Source organism: Maribacter sp. HTCC2170 (assembly GCF_000153165.2).
GTDB lineage: Bacteria > Bacteroidota > Bacteroidia > Flavobacteriales > Flavobacteriaceae > Maribacter_A.
Genome location: NC_014472.1, coordinates 2155608 through 2174521 on the forward strand (window position 1 = coordinate 2155608; position 18914 = coordinate 2174521).

General features: G+C 36.3%; 15 protein-coding genes. 8 read left to right on the forward strand and 7 right to left on the reverse strand.

The window, feature by feature from the left end; all coding sequences use genetic code 11:
* Nucleotides 1-20 precede the first annotated feature (20 nt).
* The 5 genes from FB2170_RS09525 to FB2170_RS09545 all read left to right on the forward strand — a co-directional run bounded on the left by FB2170_RS09525 (nt 21) and on the right by FB2170_RS09545 (nt 5702).
* Nucleotides 21-1391, forward strand: coding sequence for a tetratricopeptide repeat protein (locus tag FB2170_RS09525; protein ID WP_041632782.1), 1371 nt, complete (start codon nt 21-23; stop codon nt 1389-1391).
* A 1-nt stretch (nt 1392) separates the two neighbouring features.
* Nucleotides 1393-2001, forward strand: coding sequence for an LPS export ABC transporter periplasmic protein LptC (gene lptC, locus FB2170_RS09530; protein WP_013306342.1), 609 nt, complete (start codon nt 1393-1395; stop codon nt 1999-2001).
* On the forward strand, nt 1994-2197 hold the full coding sequence (locus FB2170_RS09535) for a hypothetical protein (protein WP_013306343.1): 204 nt from the start codon (nt 1994-1996) through the stop codon (nt 2195-2197). Before lptC ends, FB2170_RS09535 begins: the two co-directional genes overlap by 8 nt.
* Before the next feature lie 62 nt (nt 2198-2259).
* The gene (locus tag FB2170_RS09540; RefSeq protein ID WP_013306344.1) at nt 2260-3489 is read left to right on the forward strand and encodes a hemolysin family protein; all 1230 of its coding nucleotides are present in this window, start codon (nt 2260-2262) and stop codon (nt 3487-3489) included.
* 92 nt (nt 3490-3581) lie between these two features.
* Nucleotides 3582-5702 (forward strand): peptidylprolyl isomerase, encoded by a 2121-nt coding sequence (locus tag FB2170_RS09545; RefSeq protein ID WP_013306345.1) that lies wholly within the window; start codon nt 3582-3584, stop codon nt 5700-5702.
* Between the two features lie 52 nt (nt 5703-5754).
* Here the strand turns inward: FB2170_RS09545 and FB2170_RS09550 are convergent, their stop codons facing one another.
* Nucleotides 5755-6663, reverse strand: coding sequence for a GYDIA family GHMP kinase (locus FB2170_RS09550; RefSeq protein WP_013306346.1), 909 nt, complete (start codon nt 6661-6663; stop codon nt 5755-5757).
* A 3-nt stretch (nt 6664-6666) separates the two neighbouring features.
* Nucleotides 6667-7983 (reverse strand): hydroxymethylglutaryl-CoA reductase, degradative, encoded by a 1317-nt coding sequence (locus FB2170_RS09555; protein ID WP_013306347.1) that lies wholly within the window; start codon nt 7981-7983, stop codon nt 6667-6669.
* Between the two features lie 153 nt (nt 7984-8136).
* On the opposite strand from FB2170_RS09555, the gene FB2170_RS09560 reads away from it, so the two are divergent.
* Nucleotides 8137-10302, forward strand: coding sequence for a S9 family peptidase (locus FB2170_RS09560; protein ID WP_013306348.1), 2166 nt, complete (start codon nt 8137-8139; stop codon nt 10300-10302).
* Between the two features lie 16 nt (nt 10303-10318).
* Nucleotides 10319-11689, forward strand: coding sequence for a peptide MFS transporter (locus tag FB2170_RS09565; RefSeq protein WP_013306349.1), 1371 nt, complete (start codon nt 10319-10321; stop codon nt 11687-11689).
* A gap of 10 nt (nt 11690-11699) precedes the next feature.
* Here FB2170_RS09565 and FB2170_RS09570 read toward each other — a convergent pair whose 3' ends face one another.
* From FB2170_RS09570 to surE, 5 genes are read right to left on the reverse strand one after another with little or no spacing between them, the layout of a single operon-like run.
* The gene (locus tag FB2170_RS09570; protein WP_013306350.1) at nt 11700-13718 is read right to left on the reverse strand and encodes a ComEC/Rec2 family competence protein; all 2019 of its coding nucleotides are present in this window, start codon (nt 13716-13718) and stop codon (nt 11700-11702) included.
* A gap of 1 nt (nt 13719) precedes the next feature.
* Nucleotides 13720-14283, reverse strand: a complete 564-nt coding sequence (locus FB2170_RS09575; protein ID WP_013306351.1) for a C40 family peptidase — start codon at nt 14281-14283, stop codon at nt 13720-13722.
* 33 nt (nt 14284-14316) lie between these two features.
* Nucleotides 14317-15429 (reverse strand): lipid-A-disaccharide synthase, encoded by a 1113-nt coding sequence (lpxB, locus tag FB2170_RS09580; protein ID WP_013306352.1) that lies wholly within the window; start codon nt 15427-15429, stop codon nt 14317-14319.
* A 1-nt stretch (nt 15430) separates the two neighbouring features.
* The gene (locus FB2170_RS09585; RefSeq protein WP_013306353.1) at nt 15431-15715 is read right to left on the reverse strand and encodes a hypothetical protein; all 285 of its coding nucleotides are present in this window, start codon (nt 15713-15715) and stop codon (nt 15431-15433) included.
* Entirely contained in the window at nt 15705-16487 is a 783-nt protein-coding gene (gene surE, locus FB2170_RS09590; protein ID WP_013306354.1) for a 5'/3'-nucleotidase SurE, read from the reverse strand. The genes FB2170_RS09585 and surE overlap by 11 nt, the downstream gene beginning before the upstream one ends.
* A 202-nt stretch (nt 16488-16689) precedes the next feature.
* Here surE and FB2170_RS09595 point away from each other — a divergent pair, with 202 nt between their 5' ends.
* On the forward strand, nt 16690-18882 hold the full coding sequence (locus FB2170_RS09595) for a carboxy terminal-processing peptidase (protein ID WP_013306355.1): 2193 nt from the start codon (nt 16690-16692) through the stop codon (nt 18880-18882).
* Nucleotides 18883-18914 lie beyond the last annotated feature (32 nt).

Genomic DNA, 18914 nt, shown 5'->3' on the forward strand with positions numbered 1-18914 from the left:
ACCACTTTAAACTTAATAATATGAAAACGAAACTTTACTTCACAGCTATAATGCTTTTAGGGTTCATTGGAGTAAGTAATGCACAGGCTCAAAATCAGGAGTGCATGACCAATCTTTCTATCTACGTAGAGCATGCAAAAGTTAAAAATTATGAAGCGGCATATACGCCTTGGAAAATGGTATATGATAACTGTCCTGACATCAACTGGGCAAACTTCGCTTATGGGGAACGTATTTTAAAGGATAGGGTAAAGAACTCTTCAGGAGCCGATAAAGATGCCAACATTCAGGACCTTCTGTCATTATATGAGAATAGTGGAAAATATTTCCCTAAGAAGGCTCCCTTGGCAGATGTGCTGATTGATCAGGTATTGTTGAAGTATAATGAAAAGATGATTGAAAATCCTGAAATCTATGATTTGTTAAGTAGAGCATTCAAAGAAGACCTTGAGAACTTTAAAAACCCAAGAGCTTTATACCTTTATTTTTCAAGTTTAGTTGATTTACACAAAGCGGGAAGCAAAGAATTACAGGAAGTTTTTGATGTATACGATGATGTAACAGAAAAAATCGAAGATGAGAATATTAAACTTACAGACAGGATTTCTCAGCTACTTCCAAAGGAAGAGGCTGGCACATTAACCTCTAAGGAAAAGAAACGGCTTAAGGCTGCCACTACTAATTCTAAATCTTTTGGTAAAATTGCGGGTAGTATAGATACTAAACTAGGTGATTTGGCTGATTGTGGAAACTTAATTCCATTATACCAAAAAAGTTTTGATGCTAAAAAAGGAGACCTTACTTGGGTTAAAAGAGCGGTAGGAAGAATGTTTGCCAAAGAATGTACCGATGACCCTTTATTTAGTAAAATGGTAGAGGTTCAGGCAGAACTTGATCCTTCAGCTGATGTATATGTTTATTTAGGGACTCTTAAAAATAAGAAAGGTGATACCAAAGGTGCGGTTGCTGATTTCAACAAAGCTTTGGAATTGGAAACCGATGCTAGAAAAAGATCTAACATTGCTTATAAAGTAGCAACGATTTATAGAAGAGGTAGTAAATCAACGGCAAGAAGCTATGCGCAGAAGGCCATTAATGCAAACCCGTCTAACGGAAAAGCATATTTGTTAATTGCTAGTTTATATGCTTCAAGTGCAAACCAATGTGGTACAACTCCTTTTGAAAAAAGGGCTATTTACTGGAGAGCAGCTGAAATGGCAAGAAAAGCAGGAAGAGTGGATCCATCATTAAGTGGAAGAGCAAATCAATCTGCGGCTAGTTATTCGGCAAAAGCGCCTTCTAAGACAGATATTTTTAATTCTGGTATGGCAGGTAAAACAGTATCATTTAAATGCTGGGTTGGTGGTAGCGTAAAAGTTCCGAACTTATAGGATGACACAAACTTTTAGATATGATTTAAAAAGCATTGCCCTGGTTTTAACTGGGGCAATGCTTTTTTTTTCATGTGCTGATAATTATAAAAGAGTGGGTGATGAAGCATTGCCAGTAGTTTTTCCACAAGGTGTTGCCCAATATTTTTCAATGACATATACTGAAAGTGCAAAGTCTTTGGAAAATGAGGCAGTTGATACAACAAGGGTGATTTCCGTTTTGTCCGGGCCGGTCACTAAGAATTTTGAAAATCTTGAATTTCCGTATCGTACCTTCCCCGAAGGATTGACAGTTGATATTTACGATGAACAAAACAATAAGAATGTAATCAAGGCAGATTATGGTATTAGGTACTCTAGCACTAGCCTAATAGATTTAAGGGGGAATGTTGTAATTGAAACACATGATGGCAAAAAATTGGAGGCACCGCAATTATTCTATGACCAATCCAACGAATGGGTATTCACACAAAACAAGTTTAAATACACCAATCCCGAAGAAGGAACGATAATGGATGGAGAAGGAATGGACTTTAATAAAGATTTTAGTTTTTTAAATGCACATAAAACCTATGGTCTTATGACCATAAAAGAAGAAATAAATGATTAAGATTTTAAGATATACAGAATATTTGTATTTGGCAGTGGCATTTTTCTCACTCTATAGAATATATACAGATTGGAATATAGATAGACAAAGCACTTATTTGTTCATGTTTTTTGCTGTTGTTTCCGTAGGTATGTTTGCCTTTCGAAGAAATTATAGAAAAAAATTCGAACAAAGAAAAAAGGATAACGAGCAATAGAAGTGGATACACCCCTCATAATTATAATTCTTTCCTTACTCTTTTCTGCTTTCTTTTCAGGAATGGAAATAGCCTTTGTGTCCGCGAATAAAATTCATATAGAGATTGAAAAAAAGCAGGACGACTTTTTGGCTAAAGTCCTTTCTCGTTTAACAAAAAGACCATCAAAATTCATTGCTACAATGCTCATTGGAAACAATATTGCATTAGTGATTTATGGGCTTTTTATGGGGGAATTATTAATGATTTGGTTTATTGGAATGCTTCCGGCAGAAAATGGTTTTGTTTCTTTGATGTTGACTGATTTTAGTTTACTTACCCAAACAATAATCTCAACCTTTATTATATTGATTACTGCCGAGTTTTTACCCAAGGTCTTGTTTCAGATTTATGCAAATAGCCTTTTGAAAGTGCTTGCTGTACCTGCATATTTCTTCTATATATTGTTTTCGGTTATATCGGAATTTGTAATAAAAGTATCAGATTTTATCCTGAAGACCTTTTTTAAAACCGATGGGGATGAGACTCAACTGGTGTTTAGCAAAATTGAGCTAGGCGATTATATAACCGAACAAATGGAAACAGTTGAAGAAGAAGACGAGGTTGACGCGGAAATTCAAATTTTTCAAAACGCCCTTGAATTTTCTGCTGTTAAGGCTAGGGAGGTAATGGTTCCCAGAACTGAAATCACGGCTGTTGAATTGCATGAAAACCCAAAAAATCTAGCCAAGTTGTTCACCGAAACAGGGTATTCTAAAATACTTATTTATAAGGATACCATAGACAACATTATTGGGTACGTACATTCTTATGAGCTTTTTAAAAAACCTAAAACCATAAAAAGTATTCTAAGACCTGTTGAATTTGTGCCAGAAACGATGCTAATTCACGATATCATGAACGTTCTGACGAAGAAGCGCAAAAGTATTGCCGTGGTATTGGATGAATATGGAGGTACTTCGGGTATTATGACCGTAGAGGATATCGTCGAGGAACTTTTTGGGGAAATTGAAGATGAACATGATTCCACCGATTTATATGAAGAGCAATTGGACGCTGGTACATATAAATTTTCTGCCCGGCTTGAGGTAGATTACGTGAATGAAAACTACAAATTGGAACTACCTGAGAACGATGAATATGAAACATTGGGGGGTCTTATAGTAAACGATACTAGTGAGATACCTGAGCAGGGTTCCGAAATAAAAATCGACAACTTTGTATTTACCGTTTTAGAGGTGTCCAACACAAAAATAGATTTGGTACAGCTTCAGGTAACCAATAATGACTAGGCCTTTAAGAACCTCGTTTTAAGCCCATTTTACTTTTTATTATTTCAAAAGAAAATGGTAATTTCGCAAACTGATTTTAAACATTCCACATAATGGCGATTTTAGAGAATATAAGAAAGAGAACCACCGTACTGATATTGATAATAGGTATGGCACTTTTTGCATTTGTAATATCTGGTGTATTTACCAATAATGATTTTGGAGGGGGTAAAATAGGTTCTTCGGTGGCAGAGATCAATGGAAATGAAATCTCTATAGATGATTTTAAGAGAAAAGTGGAAACTGCTTCTAATAGATTTGGGCCAGCTGCCTCAACGATGCAAGTTGTTAATCAAGTTTGGGACCAAGAGGTTAGAAATTCGATATTAAGCCAACAATTTGAAGATTTGGGAATTGATATTGAACGTGATCAAATAATGAATTTCATCAAAAATATGCCTTCCTATAGTCAAAGCCCTCAATTCCAGGATGAGAACGGGATTTTTGACGAAAATAAATTCAGGAATTTTATCGCTGACCTTAAAGTCAATAGTCCTTCACAGTATAACCTGTGGTTGCAGGATGAACAATCAATCATTCAAAATGCAAAGCAGCAGGCGTATTTCAATTTAGTAAAAGCTGGTGTTGGCGCAACTTTGAAAGAAGGAGAATTGGATTATAAATTGGCCAACGATAAAGTTGATATTAAATACGTGAGAATACCTTACATATCTGTTCCTGATAGTACTCTTAACATAACCAAGAGCGAAATTCAATCTTACATCAATAGTCATAAAGAAGATTTCAAACAAGAGGAGGCAAGGGATATTCAATATGTGTATTTTGAGGAAAAAGCATCCGCTGAAGACGAAAACGCAGTGAAGGATGAAACCATTAAATTACTGGAGGATACAGTTGAGTACAGAGAACAGACTGATAAAATGGATACTATAACCGGGTTTAGAACCACTTCTGACATTGCTGATTTTCTAGACAGAAAATCCGATATTAAGTTTGATACCATTTACAAGGCAAAAAGAGATTTATCTACTGTTTTTGCCGATACCTTGGTTACGCTTAAAATGGGAGAAACTTATGGGCCATATAGAGATGGAGATTTCTTCAAGGTTTCCAAAATGGTGAACAAGAAAACAAATGGTTCTGCAAAGGCGAGCCATATTTTGATTAAATGGAAAGGTGCTGAAAGAGCTGAAGCAACAGTAACACGAAGCAAAGAAGAAGCTGAAGAAATGGCGAAGGGTATTTTGGCGGAGACAAAGAAAAAAGACGCTGTTTTCGTGGAATTGGCACGTGATAACTCTGAAGGGCCATCGGCTCCCAATGGAGGTGATTTGGGTTATTTTCAAGAAGGTAGAATGGTTGCCGAATTCAATGATTTTGTGTTCAATAACAAGGTTGGAACAATTGATTTGGTTGAAACTGCATTAGGGTACCACATTGTTAAGATTGATGACAAAGAAGATATTTATCAAATAGCTACATTGGCTAGAGAAATTGAGCCTTCTGAAAACACAATCAATACCTTATTTACCAATGCAACAAAATTTGAAATGGAATCTATTTCGGGCGAAAAGGCTTTTACAGATTTGGCAAAGGAAAGCGAGTATGTTGTGCGTCCTGTGAATAAAATCAAAGCAATGGATGAAAACCTACCTGGACTTACCACCCAGCGTAACATAGTTCAATGGGCGTTCAAAGGTGACACTAAGGTTGGTGACATAAAAAGATTTAATTTAAACAATGGTTATGCTATTGTTCAAATGACGGCCGCTTATCAGGAAGGCTTAAAAACAGTTGAAGATGCTTCAACCACGGTACTTCCTATATTAAGAAAGGAAAGAAAGGCGGCAGAATTGATAGCCGCGAATAAAGGCAAGTCTATTGAGGATATCGCAAAGGATAATAGTGTATCCGTTTCTAACGCTTCAGCTTTAACTGTGAAAGCACCAACTGTTCCAGGCGCCGGTCGTGAGCCAGCAGTTGTGGGAACGGCATTTGCAATGAACGTAAATGACACTTCTGAACTTATCGAAGGTGAGAGTGGGGTTTTCATGATTTCTGTTACGAAGAAAGAGGAAGCGCCAAAACTGGATAATTACAGCACTTTCGCAAATACACTTAAAACTTCAAATGCGGCTAGAGTAAACACAGCCGTTTATAATGCGTTGAAAGAAGCTTCAGAAATTGAGGATAATAGAGCAACGTTTTACTAGTAGGTAAAGTCTAAAAGTATTAGGAGGCCCTAACGATTTGTTAGGGCTTTTTTTATAAAATCATATCAGAGAATGAAATAATGGTTTTATAGCCTTTTTCATAAAAAAATTCAATTGAAGACTCATCTCCGGCTGCTAAAATAAAGTCGCCACCCCATGCTCCTAGGCTTTTAATAGCTCTAGGGTAATTCGAAAAGAGTCTAGTTTTGATAGGTGGTATTTTCAATGCCTTCGAAATCTCATTTTCATGCCTAGACATTAAGAGCTCGAAATCATTTATTGAAGTAGAAGTGATCATACTATTTGTGATTTGACTTATCGTTTTTGATAACTCCTTTCTATCAAATTCTTCACCGTAGTATTTTTTAATGGCTTCCCTACTGTTCTGTTTCTTATTTAGATATATAAAATATAATTGGTCTTTAAAGGTAGCTTCAAAATGTATTTGTTCAACAATCGGCTTTCCATTTTCAATTTCATATAAAATGGGAAAATTATTCATGGCACAGGCAATGTCATAACCGCTGCCACCAAAAGTACTATCCAATAGTTTATAGGGGCTAACATTTGCCCATTGGGCAATATTATAGATTAGTGTAGAGGAAGTTCCAAGTCCCCATTCTTTTGGGAATGTCAATTTAGTTTCAACCTCAAATCCTGATCCATTCTTCAGGAAGTTAGGGTTCAATTTTTGTGCTTCAACAAATATTCCTAGTAATGTTTTCGAAATTTCAGAGTTGTTTGATGAAATCTGGACCATAGATTCCAAATCATAAATAGATTCAAACCAGACTTCGTTTTTTTCGTCAAGACTAATCCATCTGATTTGTTTGGATTTATTTTCCAATACAGACAAGGATTGTCCGTATTTAGTTGGCATTGCGAAAGCCTTCGCCCCATCAAGAACAGCATATTCCCCAGTGATTAAAAGCTTCCCATTACTGTAGAAATTTTGTTTCATCAATTAGCTCCTTAACTTTTCAAAGATTTCGACAACTGCACTATGGGTCACCGGGTGATTTTTAAAATAATCGATTATCGTTTCTTTTTCTTTATCTGTCGCATGTAATTGGTTCAAGATATTCATCAAATGCATTTTCATATGACCTTCTTGAATACCTGTTGTAACCAGAGAACTGACCGCAGCGAAGTTTTGTGCCAGACCTGCGACAGCTACTATACGCATCAATTCCTTTGCAGAAGGTCTCTGAAGAATTTCAAGTGCTAATTTTACCAAGGGATGCAAATTTGTCAACCCGCCAACGGTACCTAGTGCAAGGGGTATTTCAATCCAGAAGCTAAATATTCCATCTATAATAGAGGCATGAGTGAGGCTCTTATAAGAGCTATTTTTAGCAGCATAAGCATGAACACCTGCCTCAACTGCTCTAAAGTCGTTACCAGTGGCAAGTACTACTGCATCAATACCGTTCATGATGCCTTTGTTGTGTGTAACCGCCCTATGGGGTTCTACATTTGCAATTTGAATGGCCCTTACAAATTTCTCCGCAAAATCTTGAGACTCAATCGTTGAGTTTACTTTTAATTCATCTACAGGACAGCTTACACTTGCCCTCACTAAGCAATTGGGAACATAGTTTGAAAGAATACTCATGACAATCTCAATCTTCTTTTCATGTTCTTCAAACTGATCAAAAACCAATGCTTTTGTTTTGAAGGTCAAAGCAAATTGCTCAAGACACGAATTGATGAAGTTTGCACCCATGGCATCAAGTGTCTCAAAAGTGCAATGAAGTTGATAATAATTCTCTAACTCGGCAGTTTTATCTCGCAACTCAATTTTAGTGATTCCTCCCCCTCTTTTTTCCATGTTTTTGGTCAAAGGTTTAGCTTCTTCAAGTAATATAGGAAGTATATGGTTGAAGAATAGCTCCAGTTTTTTGGGATTTCCTTTAAAAATAAAGTGGACCTGTCCTATTTTTTCAGTACCAAGGACCTTCGTACTAAAACCTCCATGGTCTAACCAAAATTTTGCGGCTTTGCTCGCGCCTGCAACAACAGAGCTTTCTTCTATTGCCATTGGTATGGCCATTAGTTGTCCATCGATTAAAAAATTAGGAGCGATGCCCAATGGTAAATAATAATTTGAAATGGTATTTTCTATGAATTCATCGTGTAATTTTTGCACCTCTTTTTCACGGTTCCAATAACGTTTTAAAATGTTTTTGGTCTCAATAGAATTGTGAGTGTAATTCTCGGCGATCCATTCAATTTTTTCTTCTTTGGATAGTCTGGAGAAACCCGAAATGGGAGTTTTCATACCTTGTTAGTTTGGTGTTTCAAAGATAGTCAATCAACTGGTAAATAGGCATTCGTCAAAAGCCTTACAAATAGGAGGCTTTTTAACGGTAAAGTTTAATTAATTGTAAAATATTCACTAAACTTGAAAGATTATAACATTTTTGGGAATAATATGATTAAACGACACATTCTTTTGCTTTTTTTTGTTGGTTTGGTTACCACCGTTATTGCACAACAAAAAAAAATTACTGTAGAGGAAATTTATCAGGGAACGTTTAGAACTAGCGGGTTGGAAGTATTGCGATCTATGAAGAATGGTAAACAATATACGGTTTTAAGTCGCAACCAAGCAGATAAATCTACAAGTATTGACAAATATGATTACAAAACCTTGGAAAAGGTAGAGACGATTTTAAGTTCTGCGAATAACGACGAAATACCGGCCTTTAGTTCGTATTCTTTCAGTAAGGATGAGAACAATATACTTCTTGCTACAGATATTGAACCGATTTTTAGACACTCAACCTTGGGTGTCTTTTATGTTTATAACATAGTTGACGGTTCGGTAACCAGAATCTCAGAGGATAAAATTCAAGAGCCATTACTTTCACCTAATGGAAAGCAAGTGGCTTTTGTCAAGAACAATAATCTTTATGTTTTTGATATTGATTCTAAGCAAACCAAACAGATTACGACCGATGGTGTAAAAAATAAAATCATAAATGGTGTGACCGATTGGGTTTATGAAGAGGAGTTTGCTTTTGTTAGGGCTTTTGAATGGAATTCAAATGGTACAAAAATTGCCTTTTTGCGTTTTGACGAAACCAATGTTCCCGAGTTCTCAATGGATGTTTATGGAGCAGAATTATATCAAAAACAAAACGTATTCAAATACCCAAAAGCAGGAGAAGAAAATGCATTGATTACTCTTCATATGTACGATACGGCTACTGCTAGTTCCGCTAAAATAGATTTGGGAAATCCTTATTATATACCTCGTATTAAATGGATGAATAATGCCAATTCTCTAAGCGTAACAACTCTTAATCGGCATCAAAATCATTTAAAGTTGATTGAAGTAAATGCGAAGGAAAATTCAGTCCGTTTATTAATGGAAGAAAGGGATAAAAGCTATGTTGATATCACTGATAATTTAACATTTTTACCTGATGACAGCTTTATCTGGACCAGTGAACAAGACGGTTGGAACCACATATACAGGTATAGCAAAGAAGGGCCGTTGATGAATCAGGTAACTAAGGGAGCATGGGAGGTGACCAATTATTATGGCTATGACCCAAAAAAGGACAAAATATATTATCAGTCCACCGAAAATGGCTCAATTAACCGAGGAGTCTACAGCATATCAAGCTCAGGTAAAAAGAAAAAAGAACTTGCCGTTGCGGCAGGGACAAATTCTGCTGATTTTAGTTCAGATTTCACCTATTTTATAAACACTTTCTCTAGCAATAGTACTCCTTATAGATATACTTTGAACAACACCCAAACTGGTAAAAAGATAAAGGAAATTAAAAACAACAATGACTTGCTTAATAGGCTAAAAGGGTATGATGTTGCTTCAAGGGAATTTTCTACTATTTCAATCAACGGGAATGACTTGAACATGTATATGCTCAAGCCTACTGATTTTGACGCAGCAAAAAAATATCCATTGTTCATGTACCAGTATAGTGGTCCCGGTTCACAGAATGTGACCAACCGTTGGATGGGAGCCAATGATTATTGGCATCAAATGCTGGTTTCAGAAGGGTACATAGTTGTTTGTGTTGATGGACGTGGTACTGGCTTAAAAGGAAGGGATTTTAAAAAAGTAACTCAAAAAGAATTAGGAAAATTCGAGGTCGAAGATCAAATATCTGCTGCCAAGAAATTAAGTGAGTTATCCTATATAGATGAAGAGAGAACAGGAATTTGGGGTTGGAGTTATGGAGGCTTTATGTCTACGAACTGTCTTTTAAAGGGGAATGATGTATTTGAAATGGCCATTGCAGTAGCTCCAGTGACCTCATGGCGTTTTTATGATACCATTTACACAGAGCGTTATATGCAGACCCCTCAAGAAAATGCCTCTGGGTATGATGATAATTCACCTTTCAATTACCCTGAATTGCTAAAAGGTAAATATTTGTTGATTCATGGATCTGGAGATGACAATGTACATGTACAAAACAGCATGCGAATGATTGAGGCATTGATTCAGGCGAATAAACAATTCGACTGGGCAATTTACCCAGACCGTAATCATGGTATTTACGGCGGTAACACCAGAATACAGTTGTACAACAAAATGACCAAATTTGTAAAAGATAATCTATAACCAAACAAAATAACTTATGACAGCAATTGATAAACCAGCAGAACAGAAAGAGCTTTTTGGGCATCCAGTAGGGCTTTATGTACTATTCTTTACTGAGATGTGGGAGCGTTTCTCTTATTACGGAATGAGAGCTATCCTCGTTCTATATTTGGTAACGAAAACCACAGACTCTAATCCGGGATTAGGTTGGACCAACAAAGAAGCACTCGTTCTTTACGGTTGGTATACTATGTTGGTTTATGTGGCCTCAATTCCAGGAGGTATTATTGCAGATAGGATACTTGGTCAAAAAAAGGCCGTAATAGTTGGGGCAATACTCTTGGTTATTGGGCACAGTGTATTGGCCATAGAGCAAATGTGGGCATTTTATACTGGTCTCGGTTTTATTATTGCCGGGGTTGGAATGCTTAAGCCAAACATTTCTACAATGGTTGGCGGACTTTATAAGAAAGGAGATATTAGGAGGGATAAAGGGTTTACCATTTTCTATATAGGTATTAACGTTGGTGCTTTCTTGTCCAGTTTAATTGTTGGCTATGTTGGTGAAGTTTATGGATGGCATTATGGATTTGGTCTTGCTGGTATTTGTATGCTTTTTGGTCTTATACAATTCGTTTATGGTCAAAAGTATCTCAAGGGAGTAGGTGGCTACCTAGGCAAATCAGAAAATGAGGAAGATAGAGAAGCGCTTAAAAGACCGCTCACCAAAATAGAGAAAGATAGGGTAATTGTATTGATTCTTTCCTTCCTTATGGTGATTGTGTTTTTTGGAGCTTTTGAGCAGGCAGGCGGTCTAATGAATATCTACGCTAAGGATTATACAAATAGAATGTTAATGGGATGGGAAGTTCCTGCTTCTTGGTTTCAATCATTAAATGCATTTTTTATCATAACCTTGGGTACTGCGGTGGCGGCCTATTGGGCAAATCGCAAACTGAAAGGAAAGGAAGCTTCTTCACTCTTCAAGATGATAATGGGTCTTATAATAATGGGTATGGGCTTCTTGTTTATGACAGCTGCAACAGCTGAATACCAAGGTTCAGGTTCATCGGCTATGTATTGGTTGGTTTTAGCATACTTGTTCCATACTGTAGGGGAGTTGAGTCTTTCGCCAGTATCTCTATCGTTCGTAACTAAATTAGCTCCAGCTAAATATGCATCTTTAATGATGGGTCTTTATTTTGCAACAACAGGTCTTGGAAACAAAGTTGCTGGTCTATTGGGAGAATCAGCGTCAGAATTTGGAGAATACACTGTTTTCACGGGTATTGCTGTTTTCTGTATTTTATTTGGTTTGCTAATATGGCTATTTATCAAAAAATTAAAGGCTTTAACGCATGGTGCTGAGGATAATGAACGAAAAATGACAAGTGAGGATTTGGCATAATTAGAATATGTTAATCAAGAAAATATGCTCCCTTTTCGCCAGTATAGTGAAAAGGGAGTTTTTTATTTATACAAGTCCTTTTCCACCGTTCAATATAGGTTTTGTAGTTGCTTCCGTCTGCTATAAGCATTTTAGGTTGGAGCGAATCTAAAATTCGGTCAAGGTTTATTTTTGGTGATTTGGTAAGAAGCAAATAATCAACAGTTTTGATGCCATTTGCAAATACTCCGGTAGAATCTATCACTAAAATTTTTTTGTTTTTATAAGAAAAGGAATTCTCAATACCTTGATGTTTGATTTGGTCAATTCTCTCAGTGATTTGATAATTGTTTACAATCCTCATTGCCGCAATACTGTCCGACGAAAACACATCCAATTCATTACCTTTTTGATGACTAAGAATAGAGTTTTTAGTTTGATGTCCAATAATCAAAGCTTCTTTATTAGATGTTTTATTTAATGTATAAATTGACCATCCTTGTAAAAGGACAATACAAGTAAGAAAAGCTGCCATTTTTCTAAAAGTTGGTTTTGTCAAAGCAATTATTAAAGAAAAAATTAGGGCATAGGTAAGTAGCAGTTGAACAAAATCGAAGGAAATATTTTTTAAAATAAAGGTTTCTTGTTGCGATACCCATGCTATAACCGAATTCATCACTCCAATCAATAAATTATAAAGCTCGATTAGAGAATTTGGAGCAAAATCCAGTAGTATTAGGGCAATGACCATAATACCTAATCCTAGGATTAGTCCAAGAAATGGAACAATTACTAAGTTGGAAATAAAAAACAGCCCAGGAAATTGGTGAAAATAATAGAGACTTATAGGTACAACACCAATTTGTGCGGCAATACTTACTGAGAGTAATTGCCAACCTTTGTTCAACAACCAGTTTTTGGGATACCAGAACCTTTGCAATAAGGGATAAATCCAAACTATGGCAAATACAGCAGCATAACTCATTTGAAACCCAACATCGAAGACCAAGAGGGGATTAAATACCAATAGAATGAAAAACATTGATAGGGCCAAAATGTTAAAAGTGTTTTGAGGACGGTTTAAATACATAGCATATGCGACAAAGGAGAACATGGTAACAGCTCGCACAACAGAGGCCGACAAGCCTGCCAAAAAGGCAAATCCCCAAAGAAATATCACAATCAGCATTAGTTTAATAGACTTTCCTTTTGGTAATCTTTCCAATGGCTGTAATAGAAATTGAAGAAACAATAGTAAAATACCAATGTGAAGTCCAGATACAGCCAATATGTGAACAGCGCCCGCATCTTTGTAATTAGAATAGGTGGTTTGTGAAATATCATCCCGATGGCCAAGGAACAAGGCTTGGATAATACTTAATTCATCTTGATCAAACCCTGCAGAATTAAGTTTTAAAATTATTTTATTTCGTATCTCCGATGCCAATCCTTTTATTGTTCTTGTATTGGATTTAAGGAAAAAATGATTGTTTTGGCTTAGGTTCAATTGATGTGCTATACCCTTTTGTTCGAGATATTTTTTGTAGTTGAATTGGTGTGGATTCAGCGGGGAATTAATCTCAACAATTTCGGACAAAACCATCAATTCATCATCTACTTCAAGTGAACTGTATTTAGGATCAACTGTGCAGTTCAACAGCAATTTTCCTACGGCTTTTTTGCCCTCATAGTGTTGGACTTTTGCAATATATCGTAAAGAAAAGTCTGTAGGTTTCAGTTTCTCTTGGATTTTAAGAACTAAACTTACTTGGTTATCTATAGCATAGTTTGAGTAATGATGGGAATAACTTCCTGGTTTGGCTTGTGCTGAAATAGTAATCCCCAAAAGTATGGTCGTAAGGACAGCTAAGCTTCCAAATAGGTAGCGGCTATTGTCTTTTGTTTTCAAGAATACTAAACCTAAAGAAAGGGTGCTGATTAGTAATGCCAGAAAAGCAAATTTGAAATTTAAGTTGAAATTGTAACCTATTAGAATACCAAAAACCAATAATATGGTTAGTTTAATGGGAACGAATTTCAACAAATTCATCTTATAGGATTCTTGTAGCTTTCACGAAGGCATAATTCCAATAACCTTCTCTTAAAGAAGACACAATTACACCTCTAGATGAAGAGGCATGAATAAATTTTATTTCGTTGTTTTCGACGGTTACTACCATGCCTACATGATTTATTTTTTTTCCTCTTCTTGTGGTTTTGAAAAAAAGAAGGTCTCCTTTTTCAACTTGGTTAACGCGAATACGTTTGCCTTTGTTGGCCATTTCGTGTGAAACTCTAGGAATAGAAACATCGTGTTCTTTAAATGACACATACAATAAACCAGAACAATCCATTCCCTTTTTTGTGGTGCCACCGTATTTATATCGTACTCCAGAAAAGGTCAATGCCGTATTGATAATGTCATTGGCTTTCGAATTTGTTTTAATGTTTTCTTTTGGTTGAATATTAACTAATGTTGAATCTTCAGCAATAGTCGAGGGCGTATCTGAGGCCTCAACGGTAACCTTTCGTTCTTTGCTATAGGTCGTCCTTTTTTTGGCAATACAGCCACCTAAAAAAATAAAGAGTAAGAATAATGGAAGTATTCGATTCATCCAAAGCGAGTTACATGTCCTTGGATATCAAAATTAAGCATTTTCTACAATTAGCTTGGCAGCCTTTTCACTTGCGCCCTTTCCACCAAGTTTCTTGGTCAATGAATCGTAGGACTCCAATTGTTTATCACGTGTTGGTCCGGCAAGGATTAAATCCAATTCTTTTTTAAGGTTTTTTGAACTCAGTTCACCTTGAATCAGCTCCTTCACCACCTCTTTTTTCATGATTAAATTCACTAAGGAAATAAAATCCAATGTGATTATGCGTTTGGCGATTTGATAAGAAATCCAATTTGCCTTGTAACAGACTACTTGTGGAACTTTAAAAAGTGCAGTTTCCAAGGTTGCTGTGCCACTGGTTACCAAAGCCGCATGGGATATATTCAAAAGGTCATATGTTTTGTCATTTACAAAGCCAACGTTGAAATCCTCTAAGAAAGTGTTATAAAAATCCCGTTCTAGACTGGGAGCGCCAGCAATTACAAATTGATGTTGAGGATAATCATTGATTACCGAAAGCATTGTAAGAAGCATTTTTTGCACTTCTTGTTTTCTGCTCCCAGGGAGTAAGGCAATAATTGGTTTGTTGGTGTCAAGACTATTCTCTTCTCTAAATTGTTTTTCATCGATGGTCTTTCGTTCTGAAATAGCATCGATTAGCGGATGGCCTACAAAATGAACAGGAAAACCATGTTTTTTCTCGTAAAACTCTTTTTCAAACGGAAGGATGACATAGATAGCATCGATATCTCTTTTTATTTTGGCAATACGTCCTTCCCGCGATGCCCAAATCTGTGGAGATATATAATAATTTGTTTTAAAATTGTTTTGTTTGGCCCATTCGGCTATTCTAAGATTGAATCCGGAATAATCAATAAAAACAATCACATCAGGATTAAACTCCCCAATATCCGATTTGCAAAACTTAATGTTTTTAAAGATTTTATTGAGGTTCAGAATAACTTCCAAAAACCCCATAAATGCCATTTCCTTATAATGCTTTACTAGTTTACCGCCCGAGTTTTGCATCAAATCACCACCCCAACACCTGATATCGGCACTTGAATCCTTCTTTTTCAAGGCCTTGATTAAGTTAGATCCGTGAAGATCGCCCGATGCTTCGCCTGCGATAATGTAGTATTTCATTTTAAAATACTTTATAATAAAGAATTGCCAACGCAGTAAGAATGGTGGCAATTAAAACTCCTTTGGCCCTCTGGTCTCTTCGCAATTTCAAAAACCCGAAAAAGGCAACGAGATTAAGTATTGCCCCAAGGGCAAGTAAACTTCCTATATGGCCCTGTTGCACAGCAGCTTGGAAAGTTTCAATTATTCCAAAATCAGAAAATAGAAGGATATAGATTAAAGTACCAATCGTATTCGCAATGATGCCAACTATAAACCCTATAATAAGCTCTTTTTTAGTATTCATTTAAATTCCAATTATTTATATGTTGAATGGCATGGTGGGCGGTAAGGTCAAATTGCGTGGGTACTACGGAAACATATCCATTTGCCAGAGCCCATTCATCGGTATCTTCACCTTTGTCCAACAATTCAAATTCACCTGTTAACCAGTAGTAATCTTTCCCCATTGGATTTTTTCTTTTATCAAATTTTTCTTTCCAATTGGCTCTAGCCTGTCTACAGATTTTTATTCCCTTCAATTCTTCTTTTGGCAATTTGGGAATGTTTACATTAAGAACAACACCCTTGGGCATACCATTTTTCAATGCTTCCAGAACAATACTCTTTACCGCCTCGCCGGTAGCTTCGAAATCGGCGTTCCAACTGTAATCACATAAGGAGAAGCCTATGGCGGGCACACCTTCTATACCAGCTTCAATGGCCGCACTCATAGTTCCAGAATAAATCACATTTATGGATGAATTTGACCCATGATTGATACCGCTGATACAAATATCGGGTTTGCGGTCCAATAACTCCTGTAAACCCAATTTGACACAATCTGCGGGAGTTCCACTGCAACTATATTCGGCAATGACGCCATCATTAGAGTCTATTTCAATTTTGGAGGAATATAAAGTACTATCCAAGGTAATAGCATGACCCATACCTGATTGTGGACTATCAGGAGCTACAACGACAACATCCCCTATTTCCGCCATAAAACGCACCAAAGACCTTAGTCCAGGAGCGGTAATCCCATCATCATTTGTTACCAGAATAAGCGGTTTATCCATTTAATATACTTTATTAGGTAAAAATACGTTTAAAAAAAGATATGTTCCCAAAGGCTGTTTAACAAAAATTTAATGCCTGCCACCCAAGCAATGGCATGGTTTTTTCAGTATATTAGGGAATTAGTTATGTTCTAGAAATGTAACAAGCGAGTTTAAGACTTGAAAAAAGTAAAAGTTATTAATCAATAACAACGAACATTTTATGAAAAGGAATCTAGCCTACGCTCTAATTGCCATGCTTGTTGCTGTAGCTTCATGTGGTTTTACTAATAAATCTTTTGAGAACGATGACAAGGATAAGTTGTTGTTGGATTTAATCACTTATGTCTTGGAAAGAGGGCATTATGAACCCAAAGACATCAATGACGATTTTTCTGTTAATGTGTTTGAAGACTTTATTGATGTTCTTGATCCAACAAAAAGGTATTTCTTAGAAGCTGATATAATGGATTTTGAACAATACAAGTTTCAGATTGATGATCAAATCAAGAATACCGATATTACTTTCTTCAATTTGGTCTATGATCGGTTGATGACAAGAATGCAGGATGCCAAGGTTATTTATAAAGAAGTTTTGGCTGATCCGTTTGATTACGGTGTTGAAGAAAGTATAAGTATAGATTATGAAAAAGAACTTTTTTCTGCCTCTAGATCTGATTTGAAGGAAAGATGGAGAAAACAATTGAAGTATGCTACTTTGGGTACATATGATTCGAAGTTGAGAAAGGTAAAAAAGACTAGTGACACCAAAACGGTTGTTGTAGATGGTAATGTAATCAATGAACTTTCTACGGAAGAAAAGTTTGCCAACACCAAATTGGAAGAATCAAGGACTCCAGAAGAGGCTGAAATAGAATCAAGGAAGTCTACACAAAAAACCTTGGATGAGTTTTTTGACTTTGTTGATGATCTTGAACGAAAAGATTGGTTTGTTCAGTATATCAATACCATAGTTGATGAGTTTGATCCACATACTTTCTATTTTGCACCAGAGGATAAAGAAAAGTTCGATGTGAGCATGTCTGGTAAATTTGAAGGAATTGGAGCTCGCTTGCAAAAAAAGCCAGAAGGCGCTAAAATCGTAGAGGTAATATCAGGAGGTCCAGTTTGGAGAGATAAAAGATTAGAAGTAGGTGATGAAATCATTAGGGTTGGTCAAGATGGCAAAGACCCGATTGATATTGTTGGAATGCGATTGGATGATGCAATTAAATTGATTAAGGGCCCGGAAGGTACCGTTGTAGATCTTACCGTTAGAAAAGTAGATGGTTCTGTCGAAGTTATTTCGTTGACTAGAGACATTGTTGAGTTGGAAGAATCGTATGCGAAATCAGCTAATATCATCAAGGATAATCAACATTTTGGACTTATAAATCTTCCAAAGTTTTATGTTGACTTTAATGATTACTCTGAGAGGAATGCCGCGACCGATGTTGCCAAAGAAGTAGAACGATTAAAACAAGAAGGTGCTGAAGGATTGATTCTTGACCTTCGAGATAACGGTGGTGGATCTTTAAAAACTGTTGTTGAAATGGCCGGTTTGTTTATTAAAGACGGGCCTATTGTACAAGTGCGTTCTGGTGGTAAGAACAAAGATGTTTATGACGATAAAGATGAACGAATTCAATGGGATGGACCCTTGGTTATTTTGGTGAATGAGTTGTCAGCTTCGGCTTCTGAAATTTTGGCTGCTGCAATGCAGGACTATAAAAGGGCAATAGTAATCGGAAGTAAACAAACCTTCGGTAAAGGAACTGTGCAGAATGTAATTCCGTTAGATAATATTGTACGCAGTAATGAGCATGGTGATTTAGGTGCTATTAAATTGACTACTCAAAAGTTTTATAGAATAAATGGAGGTTCAACACAGTTAGAAGGTGTTAAGAGTGATGTCGTGGTGCCAGACAAATACAGCTATATTGATTTAGGGGAAAGAGACCAGTCCAACCCTCTAAAGTGGGATAAAATCACTCCAGCGGAGTACGATTTATGGGATGGGTATATAGATTATGAACAAACCATAGCCAATAGTAATAAAAGAATGGAGGCTAACGACCAGATAAAATTAATTGAAGAAAATGCCAAATGGATAAAATCTGAGCAGGACGATAACCTAATTTCTTTGAACTATGATATCTATAAGGAAGAAGAAAAGAAGGATAAGGCCAAGTCTGATTATTTTAAATCGCTTTCGGAATATGATTCAAAATTAACTTTTGAATCTTTAAAATATGAGGAAGAGTTATTTACCAAAGATGCAGATTTAAGAGAGAAAAGAAATCGTTGGCACCAGGACCTTGCCAAAGATGTTTATATTGAAGAGGCGGTGAATGTTTTGCAAGACCTTAAAATTAACAATATTAAACATGCTAAATTGGCCAGTGTAAAAGGTTAAAAGCTTATAAAGAAAGAATTTATTAAGAACCC

What these genes read in the sequence shown, in the direction of transcription:
- surE (WP_013306354.1), bottom strand. Translation starts at nt 16,487, where the DNA reads ATGGATAAACCGCTTATTCTGGTAACAAATGATGATGGGATTACCGCT.
- FB2170_RS09560 (WP_013306348.1), top strand. Translation starts at nt 8,137, where the DNA reads ATGATTAAACGACACATTCTTTTGCTTTTTTTTGTTGGTTTGGTTACC.
- FB2170_RS09550 (WP_013306346.1), bottom strand. Translation starts at nt 6,663, where the DNA reads ATGAAACAAAATTTCTACAGTAATGGGAAGCTTTTAATCACTGGGGAA.
- FB2170_RS09535 (WP_013306343.1), top strand. Translation starts at nt 1,994, where the DNA reads ATGATTAAGATTTTAAGATATACAGAATATTTGTATTTGGCAGTGGCA.
- FB2170_RS09540 (WP_013306344.1), top strand. Translation starts at nt 2,260, where the DNA reads ATGGAAATAGCCTTTGTGTCCGCGAATAAAATTCATATAGAGATTGAA.
- FB2170_RS09565 (WP_013306349.1), top strand. Translation starts at nt 10,319, where the DNA reads ATGACAGCAATTGATAAACCAGCAGAACAGAAAGAGCTTTTTGGGCAT.
- FB2170_RS09575 (WP_013306351.1), bottom strand. Translation starts at nt 14,283, where the DNA reads ATGAATCGAATACTTCCATTATTCTTACTCTTTATTTTTTTAGGTGGC.
- lpxB (WP_013306352.1), bottom strand. Translation starts at nt 15,429, where the DNA reads ATGAAATACTACATTATCGCAGGCGAAGCATCGGGCGATCTTCACGGA.
- FB2170_RS09555 (WP_013306347.1), bottom strand. Translation starts at nt 7,983, where the DNA reads ATGAAAACTCCCATTTCGGGTTTCTCCAGACTATCCAAAGAAGAAAAA.
- lptC (WP_013306342.1), top strand. Translation starts at nt 1,393, where the DNA reads ATGACACAAACTTTTAGATATGATTTAAAAAGCATTGCCCTGGTTTTA.
- FB2170_RS09595 (WP_013306355.1), top strand. Translation starts at nt 16,690, where the DNA reads ATGAAAAGGAATCTAGCCTACGCTCTAATTGCCATGCTTGTTGCTGTA.
- FB2170_RS09545 (WP_013306345.1), top strand. Translation starts at nt 3,582, where the DNA reads ATGGCGATTTTAGAGAATATAAGAAAGAGAACCACCGTACTGATATTG.
- FB2170_RS09570 (WP_013306350.1), bottom strand. Translation starts at nt 13,718, where the DNA reads ATGAATTTGTTGAAATTCGTTCCCATTAAACTAACCATATTATTGGTT.
- FB2170_RS09585 (WP_013306353.1), bottom strand. Translation starts at nt 15,715, where the DNA reads ATGAATACTAAAAAAGAGCTTATTATAGGGTTTATAGTTGGCATCATT.
- FB2170_RS09525 (WP_041632782.1), top strand. Translation starts at nt 21, where the DNA reads ATGAAAACGAAACTTTACTTCACAGCTATAATGCTTTTAGGGTTCATT.